Annotated in this window: 8 protein-coding genes; all 8 read left to right on the top strand. The window is 54.6% G+C overall.

Going from position 1 to position 12,150, the window contains the following annotated elements; all coding sequences use genetic code 11:
* The first annotated feature begins 66 nt into the window (after window positions 1-66).
* Entirely contained in the window at window positions 67-1,113 is a 1,047-nt protein-coding gene (iolG, locus tag B9T62_RS31040) for an inositol 2-dehydrogenase (RefSeq protein WP_087918797.1), read from the top strand.
* A 37-nt stretch (window positions 1,114-1,150) separates the two neighbouring features.
* Window positions 1,151-1,978, top strand: a complete 828-nt coding sequence (gene iolB / locus B9T62_RS31035; protein ID WP_087918796.1) for a 5-deoxy-glucuronate isomerase — start codon at window positions 1,151-1,153, stop codon at window positions 1,976-1,978.
* A 187-nt stretch (window positions 1,979-2,165) separates the two neighbouring features.
* Window positions 2,166-3,176: a LacI family DNA-binding transcriptional regulator gene (locus B9T62_RS31030; RefSeq protein WP_087918795.1), complete on the top strand. Its 1,011-nt coding sequence runs from the start codon at window positions 2,166-2,168 to the stop codon at window positions 3,174-3,176.
* Window positions 3,177-3,840: 664 nt separating this feature from the next.
* Window positions 3,841-4,851, top strand: a complete 1,011-nt coding sequence (gene iolC / locus B9T62_RS31025; protein WP_087918794.1) for a 5-dehydro-2-deoxygluconokinase — start codon at window positions 3,841-3,843, stop codon at window positions 4,849-4,851.
* A gap of 95 nt (window positions 4,852-4,946) precedes the next feature.
* Window positions 4,947-6,407, top strand: coding sequence for a CoA-acylating methylmalonate-semialdehyde dehydrogenase (locus tag B9T62_RS31020; RefSeq protein WP_087918793.1), 1,461 nt, complete (start codon window positions 4,947-4,949; stop codon window positions 6,405-6,407).
* A gap of 21 nt (window positions 6,408-6,428) precedes the next feature.
* Window positions 6,429-8,384 (top strand): 3D-(3,5/4)-trihydroxycyclohexane-1,2-dione acylhydrolase (decyclizing), encoded by a 1,956-nt coding sequence (gene iolD, locus B9T62_RS31015; RefSeq protein ID WP_087918792.1) that lies wholly within the window; start codon window positions 6,429-6,431, stop codon window positions 8,382-8,384.
* 89 nt (window positions 8,385-8,473) lie between these two features.
* Window positions 8,474-9,370 carry a myo-inosose-2 dehydratase gene (iolE, locus tag B9T62_RS31010; protein WP_087920490.1) on the top strand — a complete coding sequence of 299 codons (897 nt, stop codon included), beginning with the start codon at window positions 8,474-8,476 and terminating at the stop codon, window positions 9,368-9,370.
* Between the two features lie 420 nt (window positions 9,371-9,790).
* A complete protein-coding gene (locus B9T62_RS31000; RefSeq protein WP_087918790.1) occupies window positions 9,791-12,043 on the top strand; it encodes a helix-turn-helix domain-containing protein in 2,253 nt (750 codons plus the stop codon).
* Window positions 12,044-12,150 lie beyond the last annotated feature (107 nt).

Below are 12,150 nucleotides of genomic sequence, written 5' to 3'. Positions count from 1 at the left end.
AATGGTGCTTGGAGTATACTATTCACGGGATGGTTAAGCGCTTACCTCGAAGGAGGATAAGCGAACATGGTAAATCCAATCGTAGTAGGCATTATCGGCGCGGGCAGAATCGGCCGCCTGCATGCGGATAATCTGCGTGTAATGCCGTTGTTTAAGTTGAAATCAATTGCAGAGGCTGTGGTAGGCGAGGAATTGCTGGACTGGGCGGAGAGCCGGAACTTGGGCTCCGTATTTGTGAGTGGGGAAGACATTCTGAATGACCCTGAGATCGAAGCGGTGTTCATCTGCACCCCGACGGATACTCATGCCTATTGGATTGAGCAGGCTGCCCGTGCCCACAAGAATATTTTCTGCGAGAAGCCGATCAGCCTGTCGTCGGCGCAGACAAGCCGGGCGCTGCAGTGTGTGGAGGAAGAGGGCGTAATGCTTCAGGTCGGCTTCAACCGCCGGATGGACCCGAGCTTCCGCAGGCTCAAGCAGCTGGTTGAATCGGGAGAGCTGGGCAGTCCGCATATCGTTAAGATCACATCGCGTGATCCGCAGCCTCCCGGCGAAGCTTACGTGCGTTCTTCCGGCGGAATGTTTATGGATATGACAATTCACGATTTTGATATGGCCCGTTACCTGATGGGTGAGGAAGTGACCGAAGTGTACACCCGGGGTGCCAATCTGGTTGACCCGATGTTCGGGCGCTGCGGAGATGTAGATACGGCCGTCATTACGCTAACCTTCGCCAGCGGCGCCATCTGTGTGATTGATAACAGCCGGAAGGCCGTCTATGGCTATGATCAGCGGGTGGAGGTGTTTGGTTCCCACGGTTCAGCCACCGCCGACAACTGCCGTCCGACCACGGTGGAAGTTTCAACCGCGGCTTCGGTCACGCGTGATCAGCCACAGCATTTCTTCCTGGAGCGGTATAACCAGGCTTTCTCGGATGAGATAGCCGCGTTTGCCCAGGCGATTCGCCTGCAGGAGCCGGTCATTTGCAGCGGTCTGGACGGGCAGCAGGCGGAACGGATTGCCGAAGCCGCGAAGGAGTCTCACCGTAGCGGGCTTCCAGTCAAGCTGTCTTTTTGCGCCGGAGAAGGGATTTCGGCAATGCAGGCTTTGTAAGCGTCCACATACCCTGATGAAGGAGGAGCCGAGGAGAATGACCGATTTAATCATAAAGGGAGGGCCACCCGGCAAGGATGGGCTGGTGGCGGCAGTGAGCAAGGAGAGCGCGGGATGGAAGTACGTGGGTTTTGAAGTGTATCAGCTGCAGGCTGGGGATACCCTGAACCGCAGTGCGGAAGGGAACGAAATCTGCCTGGTGCTGCTGGCGGGCAAGGCGGACGTAAGGGTGGACGGTCAGGAATTTACAGGCATTGGAGAGCGCATGTCTGTATTTGAAGATGTGCCGCCGTATGCGGTGTATGTCCCGGCAGGAGGGCAATACGAAGTTGCGGCCTTGACGGAACTGGAGCTGGCCGTCTGTCTTGCACCGGGTACGGGCAAATATGCGCCCCGGCTGATCGCTCCGTCCGATGTTGTGGCCGAGGACCGCGGCTTTGGCAGTATGTCGCGCCGGGTGGTTAACATCCTTCCCGAGCAGAGTGAAGCTGAGAGCCTGCTGGTCGTGGAGGTGCGAACGGGCGGTGGCAACTGGTCCAGCTACCCTCCGCACAAGCATGACCGGGATAATCTGCCTCTAGAGTCGTATCTGGAAGAAACGTACTACCACCGGGTAAATCCCGCCCATGGCTTTGTGGTGCAGCGGGTGTACAATGACGACCGCAGCCTCGACGAGACGATGGCCGTGCCCGACCGCAGCATCGTGCTGGTTCCGGAAGGCTATCACCCGGTATCCGCGCCACCGGGCTATGATTCTTATTATCTTAACGTGATGGCGGGTCCGGTCCGTACCTGGGTTTTTCACAACGATCCGGATCATGAGTGGCTGTTCGGGACGAAGCCGCACAAGCCGCACGAACGGTAATCATTCGATAACAGGCAGGCACAAAAAGGGGCTTCCGCATGGCGGAGGCCCTCTTGTGCGTAGTTATCTTAGTCAAATCATCAGCCGGAGCGTACAAGCCGCCGTCACCGCCAATTAGACACCGTCTGCCGAGTTCCCTATAATCGAGGTATAAGATTGATTGAACGTAAAGGCGGGCTAACTAACGATGAAACCTACGATATATGATGTGGCACGGGAAGCTGGAGTCTCCATCGCTACGGTGTCCAAGGTGTTGAACAAGAGCGGGAGGATCAGTGACAAGACGCGGGAGAAGGTGGGCCGGATCATGGAGGAGCTGAATTACCAGCCAAGTCTGGTGGCCTCTGCGCTGACGAGCCGCCGCACGGGAACCATCGGGCTGATGATTCCCGATATCGCAAATCCCTTTTTCGCGGAAGCGGCCCGCGGCATCGAGGATTATGCCCAGGAACAGGGGAGCGACTTAATCGTGTGCAGTACGGATCGCAGCGATGAGAAGGCGGCCAGGTACATCTCGCTGCTCTTGCGCAAACGGGTAGATGGCCTAATCATTGCTTCTCATATCGGAAATCCGGACCTGATCCGCCGTTTGCTGGCCGATCAGGTGCCGCTGGTGCTATTCTCGGCCGATATCCGTATGATTGAGAGCAACAGTGTCACGGTGGATGACTATAAGGGAGGGTATCAGGCGACGGAATATTTGCTGTCCCTGGGACATCGCAGGCTCGGCATCATCTCCGACAATTTGCCGGGGAGCAAGCTGCGCGCTGAAGGCTTCCTGGATGCGCTTAAGGCGGCGGATATCCCCTTTGACAATCCAGCCAATATCACGCATACTTCGGCAACGCTGGAGAACGGCCGCAAAGCGGCTGCGGCGATGCTGGACCAGGCAGAGGAACACCGGCCGACAGCGATATTCGCCTGCAACGATCTGTTGGCGATCGGGGTATTGAAGGAGGCGCGCAGCGCAGGTTTGTCCATTCCCCGCGATCTGTCCGTAGTGGGCTTTGACAATACGATGCTGGCTGAAATTTGTCACCCCGCCTTGACCAGCATTGCCCAGCCCTTGCCCGAGATGACAGAGCAAGCCATGATTCTGTTGAACGAATCCATCGACAATCCGGATAGTCCCAAGCGCAAGATCATGCTGATGCCGGAACTGGTTGTTCGCCATTCCACGGGTCCGGCCCCGCATTAAGCGGAAATGGGATCTGCCGCCCGGAGTAAGAAACCTATCTTATAATGAAGACCTTTCCCCCGCTTTGCGGTTGGCGAAAGGTCTTTTTGTACAAATATAAGAATTTATATGTTTCACACGATAACTTATCCTTCTATTTCTCGCTGAAACGATACCGTCCTTATAAAAGGACGGCAAAGCCGTATCCACTTGTCCATAAATAACATGAACTTAAGAATGGAACAGTGGAGTTGCCAGAAAACTTAATGTATAGGGCTGACTCTAATTTCAGGATTGCCAAACCGGACATTCTAAACTATACTAAAGTAGAAAATAAGGTTAAGCGCTTACCCTACCCCCTGTCGATTGTCGTTTTCTCAGTTAGGAGCATCAAAGTCTAATCGCCACAATTAGCCCGGCCACCAATTTAAGTGCGAATACGCATCTAATTCGCCAATTTATTCTGTTTTAGAGCAAATAAATGCGATAATGCACTTAATTTTGGATTTTGAGCTTTAAACAAGCGATTTCCTCGAAAATATTTGCAAATTCGCACTTATTTGTCCGATATCAGGTGTTTCGACTGAAATTAGATGCAGTTTTGCATCTAATTTCTCTGAGAGCGCTAGTGTAGCACTCTATATCTTCGAGTGGCATACTGAACTTTTTTCAAGGAGGCGTCATTATGAACGGTTTACAGTTCGATCCCGCGCGGCCGCTGGATTTAATCGCCGTCGGCCGGCTCTGTATAGACTTGAACGCCAATGAAACCGGAAGACCGATGGAAGAGACGCTGACGTTTACCAAATATGTAGGTGGCTCTCCCGCGAATATCGTGATCGGCGCGGCGCGGCTGGGGATGCACACCGGCTTCATTGGCAAGATTGCCGATGATCAAATGGGCCGTTTTATCCGAACCTATCTGCAGCAGAATGGCATTGACGACAGCCAGGTCAGCGTTGACCGGACCGGTGCGGTGACTGGGCTTGCTTTTACTGAAATACGGAGCCCTCAGGAATGCAGCATTCTGATGTACCGGGACCATGTGGCAGATTTGCTGCTGAGTGCGGAGGAGATCTCGGAAGATTATATCCGGAAGTCCAAAGCGCTGCTAATCTCAGGTACCGCACTGGCGCAAAGCCCCTCCCGCGAGGCGGTGTTTCTGGCACTGGAATTTGCCCGCAAGCATAACGTCACTATATTTTTCGATCTGGATTATCGTCCTTACACCTGGAAGTCAGCCGCGGAAACGGCGGTCTATTATAACTTGGCAGCAGAGAAATGCGACTGTATCATCGGCACCCGTGAGGAATTTAATATGATGGAGAACCTGTACAATGTGACAGGAGCAGACGACGAAGCAACGTCCAACCGCTGGTTCTCGCACCAAGCGAAGCTGGTCGTCATCAAGCATGGCGGGAGCGGCTCAATCTCCTACACGGCGGACGGGAAGAAACACCGGAGTGGCATTTTTCCCGCAAACGTACTAAAGACGTTTGGAGCCGGAGATTCTTACGCTTCCGCCTTCATCCACAATCTGATGCAGGGCGGAGGCGTCAGTGAGGCCATGCGTCGCGGCAGTGCGTCGGCATCCATCGTCATCTCCCGCCACAGCTGCTCGGATGCCATGCCAACCTTGGACGAATTGGAAGCGTTCTTATTATCTAACGAGGAAATCGGCTCAGGCGCAGAGTAAGAAGGGCGACGGAGGCGGAGAACACAAATTCAGAGGACACAGCTACAGCAATACATTAGCAGCAACACATCATTAGAGCCGAAGGAGTGGGTAGGGTGGAACAGCAAGCCGTGCAGGTCCTGCACAACTATATTGACGGGCAATGGGTAGAGGCAATTACGGAGCTGACGGAGCCGGTATACGATCCGGCCACGGGTAAGGTGTTGGCCAGAGTTCCGCTGTCCACAAGAGCCGATGTAGACCGGGCTGTGGCGGCGGCGAAGGCGGCTTTTGCCGGATGGTCCAAAACGCCGGTGCCGCGGAGAGCGCGAATCTTGTTCAAATACCAGCAGCTGTTGGTGGAGAATTGGGATGAACTAGCGAAGACCATTACGCTGGAGAATGGTAAAAGCTTCAAAGAAGCCTACGGCGAAGTTCAGCGCGGCATCGAATGCGTGGAATTCGCAGCTGGTGCGCCGACGCTGATGATGGGCCGGCAGCTGCCGGATATCGCGACAGGCATCGAGTCCGGAATGTACCGCTATCCCATCGGTGTGATTGGTGGGATCACGCCGTTTAATTTTCCGATGATGGTGCCCTGCTGGATGTTCCCGCTGGCCATTGCCTGTGGAAACACCTTTGTGCTGAAGCCCTCCGAACGCACGCCACTGCTGGCGGCGCGTCTTGCAGAACTGCTGGAGGAAGCCGGACTTCCGAAGGGGGTGCTCAATGTGATTAACGGTGCGCATGACGTTGTAAACGGCCTGCTGGAGCATCCCGATGTCAAAGCGATTTCCTTCGTCGGCTCGCAGCCGGTGGCTGAGTATGTATATAAGAAGGGAACGGCACATTTGAAGCGGGTTCAGGCGTTGGCGGGAGCGAAGAATCATTCCATCGTGCTGGCGGACGCGAACCTTGAAGCTTCGGCAGCGCAGATTGTGAACGCGGCTTTCGGCTCTGCCGGGGAGCGCTGTATGGCTTGCTCCGTGGTAACGGTGCAGGAAGAGGTCGCTGATGAGCTGATCTCGATTCTGCTGCGTGAATGTGACGTGATGAACATTGGAAACGGCCTGGATGAAGACACGTTTCTGGGACCGGTTATCCGCCAAAGTCATAAGGACAAAACGGCCGCTTATATTGAACAGGGTGTGGCTGAAGGCGCAAAGCTGCTCAGAGACGGCCGGGAGGATGCCGCGGTGCGGGGAGAGGGTTATTTTATCGGCCCGACGGTGTTTGATGGGGTGACCCAGGAAATGAAAATCTGGCAGGAGGAAGTCTTCGCGCCCGTCCTGGCGGTGATCCGTGTCAAGGATGTGGAAGAGGGGGTTGAGATCGCCAATGCGTCGCGTTTTGCCAACGGGGCCTGCATTTTTACGAACGACGGCGGGAAAGTGCGCTATTTCCGGGAGCATATCGAGTCAGGCATGCTTGGGGTCAATGTGGGCGTACCGGCACCGATGGCCTTCTTCCCCTTCTCCGGCTGGAAGGATTCCTTCTACGGCGATCTTCATGCGAATGGAAGTGACGGGGTTGAATTCTACACACGTAAAAAGGTCGTTACTGCCCGCTGGCAGTAAAGAGACGAAGGAGGAATTCATGTGGATACGATCAGACTAACGACGGCGCAAGCGCTGGTGAAATTTCTTGAGCAGCAATATGTGGACTTTGGCGGCGGGCCGGAGCGCTTCGTACACGGCATATTCACAGTCTTCGGCCACGGCAATGTACTCGGCTTGGGGCAGGCGCTGCAGGAAGCGCCGGGTACGCTAACGGTCTACCAGGGGAGGAACGAGCAGGGGATGGTCCATGCGGCCACCGCGTTCGCCAAGCAGAACCGCAGGCGGCGAATTATGGCCTGCACCGCTTCCGTGGGTCCAGGCTCGGCGAATATGCTGACGGCCGCCGCGACCGCGACCGCGAATCAGATTCCGGTCCTGCTGCTGCCCGGCGACACGTTCGCCACCCGCCAACCTGATCCGGTGCTGCAGCAAATGGAGCATACCTACAATCTGTCGATCACAGTCAACGATGCCTTCAAGGCGGTGAGCAAATATTGGGACCGGATCTACCGGCCGGAGCAACTGATGACGGCATTGCTGAACGCGATGCGTGTGCTGACCGATCAGGCGGACACCGGGGCGGTTACGATCGCGCTGCCGCAGGATGTGCAAGGAGAGGCCTGGGACTACCCGCTTGAGTTCTTCTGCAAGCGCATCCACCGAATCGTTTCCCGTCTTCCCCATCCGGATGAGATCGCTGCGGCGGCTGAGCTTATTGCCGGTAAACAGCGGCCTTTGCTGGTCTGCGGGGGTGGAGTCCGGTATGCGGATGCCGGAGCGGACTTGCGCGCTTTTGCCGAGAGATTCGCCATTCCGTTCGGTGAGACACAAGCCGGTAAAAGCGCGGTGGCAAGCGACTGCGTCTACAATCTCGGCGGCATAGGCGTCACCGGCAATGGCTCTGCTAATGCCCTGGCCGCAGAAGCGGATCTGGTCATTGGTGTCGGCACCCGGTTTACGGATTTCACTACAGGCTCGAAGAGTCTGTTCGCGCATCCCGAAGCGGAGTTTCTGACGATCAATGCCTCTCCTTATCATGCTGCCAAGCTGGATGCGCTGGCCGTGGTGTGCGACGCAGCTGAAGGTTTGAAGGCGCTGTCCGCTGCCCTGGAGGAGCGCGGTTACCGCTCCGCCTATACGGATGAAATCGTGTCGGCAAGAAAGGCATGGGAAGAGGAGAGAAGGCGTCTAGCTGGAGTGGAGTATACCGTGAAGGAGGGGGCGCATGGCACTTCGGGTTCCTTCGTTCCCGAGATTGCCGGACATTTCGATGAGTTGCTTCCCGAGTATGCGGCGAAGCTGAATACTTCGCTGACGCAAACACGGGTGCTCGGGATACTTAATGATTGCATCCCGAAGGACGCTATCGTCATCGGGGCCGCAGGCAGTCTGCCGGGCGATATGCAGCGGATGTGGAATTCGGCTGTGCCAGATACTTACCATATGGAATACGGTTTTTCGTGCATGGGGTATGAAATCTCCGGCGCATTCGGCGTGAAATTGGCCGAACCGGAACGGGAGGTATATGCGCTGGTAGGCGACGGCAGCTATCAAATGCTGCATTCCGAATTAGTGACGAGCCTTCAGGAGAACAAGAAGATCAACGTCATTCTGCTCGACAATGCGGGCTTCGGCTGCATCAACAATCTGCAGATGGAACAGGGTCTGAACAGTATGGGTACTGAATTTCGCTACCGCAGCCCGGAGGGCCAGCTAAACGGCGAATTAATGCAGATCGACTACGCAGCCAGTGCCGCCGGCTATGGCGTCAAGACCTTCCGTGCGTCGACCGCAGAGCAACTGCGCAGCGCACTGGAGGAAGCTCAGAGACAGGAGCGGTCCACGCTGATCGACATCAAGGTGCTGCCAAAGACAATGACTCATGGTTATGGAGCCTGGTGGCATGTCGGTGTCCCGGAAGTGTCCGGCAGCGAAGCGGTGCAGGCCGCTTACGAGCAGAAGCACGGGCAGCTGGAGAAGGCGCGCAGCTACTGAAACAGTCTGGGCTGCCGGAGCAAAGTGTGCAAACACGCGGCGGGCCTTCGATCTGTACTATTGTAGAAACGGAAGGGGTAGACGTGATGATGTTCAAAGAACATGCGGTCAAGCTGGCGATTGCTCCCATCGCCTGGACCAATGACGATATGCCTGAACTGGGACGGGACAATACCTTTGAGCAGTGCATCAGCGAGATGGCACTTGCCGGGTTTCAGGGAAGTGAGGTGGGCAACAAGTATCCGCGCTCCCCGGACCGGCTGCATCGGGCGCTGGAGCTTCGCGGACTAGAGATTGCCAGTGCCTGGTTCAGCGCATATCTGACTGTACGTCCGTACGAGGTGACGGCAGAGGCCTTTTGTGCGCACCGTGATTTTTTACATGAGATGGGGGCCAACGTGATTGTGGTTTCAGAGCAGGGGCGGAGTATTCAAGGGCAAATGGATACCCCGCTGTTCGCTGGTAAACCTGTGTTCACGGAAACAGAGTGGGCCGCACTCGCGGAAGGCCTGGGTGGGCTTGGCCGTCTGGCCGCCGAGAAGGGTATGACACTTGTGTATCACCACCATATGGGGACCGGGGTACAGACGGTGGCCGAAATTGCCCGGTTAATGGAGCTTACGGAACCCGGCGAGGTATCCCTACTATTCGATAGCGGACATCTGGCTTTTGCCGGTGAGAATCCCTTGGAGGTGCTGCGTGCCCATTTACCCCGGATTAAGCATGTGCACTTGAAGGATATCCGCCCGGAGGTGGTCGAGCGGGTCATGCGGGATCAGCTCAGCTTTCTGCAGGCTGTAAAAGCGGGAGCGTTCACCGTACCCGGCGATGGCTGCATTGCGTTTGCAGAGATTTTCGCCGAATTGGCCCGCCATTCTTATACGGGATGGTTTGTGGTGGAAGCCGAGCAGGACCCGGCGCTTGCCGATCCTCTGGAATATGCGATCAAGGCGCGCCGTTATATTAGGGAAAGCACAGGCTTGTAAAGCGATTCGACAATGATTTGCCGCTTGGCCGATGCTTGGGCGGATAGGTATGCGGGGTTTCACACCATAAATGATCCTTATATTTCTCGAAGAAACGGATGCCGCCTCTTTCAGAGGACGGCTAAGCCGTTTCTTCTTGTGGGCAGGGACAGTTTGGAACGGAGTGGCCATGGATACCCGGACGCAAGTGGATGGGCTGTGGTTGCCGTACGTAATACTATGATGGAGAAGATTGTCGAAATTTGGCATGTTGCCTTTACTTGCTTCGTTAGCCGGGTCCATGCCGCGTATGCTATAATGGCAGCAATTCGCGCAGAAGAAACACTCATGAAGGCGCATTCAAAACTCTGTGGGCGGTGCGTGCATCAGTGGCTGAACCGCGGCCTGGTATCTTAACGGTTGTATGGAGGGGGTTGTCTATTGTTACGCACCTGGTATCACCGATTGCTGCTGTCCTACTTTCCCATTTTCTTGCTTACCGTGACGATACTGATTTTTGCCTCTTTTGTGTTTATCAATGATATTTCACAGATGGAGACCCAGAAAGCGGACCGTATCTCCGCCAGCTATCTCGTGGATAATGTAGACCGGACGATAAAGGAAACCGAACTGTCGGTGCTGGAGGCTGCTGAACGCAGTGATGCCTTTAAGCGTTATTTCAACAATCAAAGCGAGACGGATACGGGGGCAATATATGCGGTTGCCCAGAGCCTGCGCAACCTTACCAACGAGTCGCCCCACATTCAGTCTATCTATTTATACGACAAGACAAATGAAAGCGTTTTAACTGAAACTGGAATCAAGGATCTTTCAGGTTTTGTAGACGAAGACTGGATTGACAGCATGGCCTCCGGCTCTTTGCCAGAAGGCTGGCAGTCCGTCAGGGAATATAAAGATGAGTTCGTTCAGCGTACGCCTGTGCGTGTGCTTACCATAAATAAAGGGATGCCTCTGCCCTTCGGCTCGGAGGGGATATTAGTAATTAATATCAAAATGAGCGGGATTGAGCAGATTGTCGACAGCATGGTCAACGAACAGCTGTCCTTCCTGACTATTCTTAGCAGTGATGGACAGACAGTGTATCAGGCGCATTCGGACAGTGGAGGCGCCAAGAATGGAAAGCAGCTGAACACCATGTATCTGGAAAGACTTGACTGGACGTTCTCCAGCGGGATCAAGGCGGGGAACCTGTTCGGCTGGGTGTCTGTGATCTCCTATCTCTGGGTGGCTATTGCCTTGGGAACGGTTGTCAGCGCAATTTTTTACCTGGTCTATGTTACGCGGCGCAATTACAAGCCCATTCAGGTGATTATGAACCGGATTGAAGGCCATCAAATCCGAATGATGGACCAATCTACCGACAGATCGGACGAAATGGTGCTCATTGACGAGGTGCTGGAAGATCTGATCAACCATATGACGGATTATGACAAGAAGAGCAGGGAGAATCTGCTGCTGCAGCGCAGCAAGCTATTCACTGATCTGCTGCGCAGCGAGCGGCTGGACAACGTGGTCGAACGGATAGAAGAGCTGTCGCCGCTTTCCGGTGCTCATTCTACATCCCGCTTTACAGTTGTACTGGCCGAGATTAACCGTTACGAGAAGGTGTTTCAGGATCGGTACACAAGGGGTGATCAGAACACACTCAAATTTGCCCTGATGAATGTCTTTCAGGAGTTGGCGCGCAGTGCGGAGCTGCAGGGTTGGGCGGAGTGGATTGGAACCGACCGGGCGGCGATTCTCTTCCTGACGACTGGAAGTGATGAAGAGATGTCGGAGAAAATCCGTATATTCGCCGAGGACTGCCGCTTCTGGGTAGAGCAGAATTTACGTATCTCCCTCAGCTTCGGGATCGGACTGGCAGCGGTTGGTCCGGGCGCCATCCGTGATTCCTATGCGGCAGCGGAGAATGTCATGCAGCATAAGCTCTTGATGCATGAAGACATCGCTTTGGCGGCATGTGGGGAAGCTCGTCAGCCGCTGCTTGAGACATACAAGTATTTACAGATGATAGCCGAATTTGTCAAGCAGTTCCGGATGTCGAGCGGCCAATGGCGGGAGAGGCTGGAAGGGATTTTCGATGCGTTTGAACAGGATTATTTACAGGATGACAATATTCGCTCTCTAGTCGAGGCCATGCTGCAAATGCTGAGCCGGGAAGTGGCTGTGATGTCGGAGCAACTGCAGGACGAACTGTCGGCGGAGAATGCTTCGGTACGGCTGAAGCAGCTGGAAGACGCTGAATCCATTGATGAAGTGAAGGGCATTCTGTTTGAATATTTGACCGACTTATTCCGTACCTATGTCTCCGTCAGCGAGACCAAAAGCTACCGAGCAATGGTCAACGAAATGAAGGACTATATTGAAGAGAACTTTGCCAATCCCGATCTTTCCCTGAAGCATTTAAGCGACCGGTTTCAGGTATCCGGCAAATATGCCAGCTATCTTTTCAAAACGGAATTTAAAATGAAATTTGTTGATTTCCTTACAGAGCTGCGTATGAAGGAAGCCGAACAGCTGCTATTGGAAACGGAATATTCGTTGCAGGATATCGCGCTTCAGGTAGGCTATGCCAATGCTATTACGTTCGGAAGGGTATTTAAACGAATCGCAGGAATCACGCCGGGCGATTACCGCTTGTTGAAGCGTGGCCGTCCAACCTCCAGAACATAAACCGCACGCCAAGGTCTTGCACATTCCGCAGGATCAGCCCCTCTTTGCCCTTAAGATCTTGCGCATTCCGAAGGAACAGCCGCTTTTGATCTTAAGGGTCTTGCGCA

The sequence above is a fragment of the Paenibacillus donghaensis genome (genome assembly GCF_002192415.1).
GTDB classification, from domain to species: Bacteria; Bacillota; Bacilli; order Paenibacillales; family Paenibacillaceae; genus Paenibacillus_AQ; species Paenibacillus_AQ donghaensis.
This window is presented reverse-complemented; position numbering and strand designations above follow the sequence as displayed.

What these genes read in the sequence shown, in the direction of transcription:
- iolG (WP_087918797.1), top strand. Translation starts at nt 67, where the DNA reads ATGGTAAATCCAATCGTAGTAGGCATTATCGGCGCGGGCAGAATCGGC.
- iolB (WP_087918796.1), top strand. Translation starts at nt 1,151, where the DNA reads ATGACCGATTTAATCATAAAGGGAGGGCCACCCGGCAAGGATGGGCTG.
- B9T62_RS31030 (WP_087918795.1), top strand. Translation starts at nt 2,166, where the DNA reads ATGAAACCTACGATATATGATGTGGCACGGGAAGCTGGAGTCTCCATC.
- iolC (WP_087918794.1), top strand. Translation starts at nt 3,841, where the DNA reads ATGAACGGTTTACAGTTCGATCCCGCGCGGCCGCTGGATTTAATCGCC.
- iolE (WP_087920490.1), top strand. Translation starts at nt 8,474, where the DNA reads ATGTTCAAAGAACATGCGGTCAAGCTGGCGATTGCTCCCATCGCCTGG.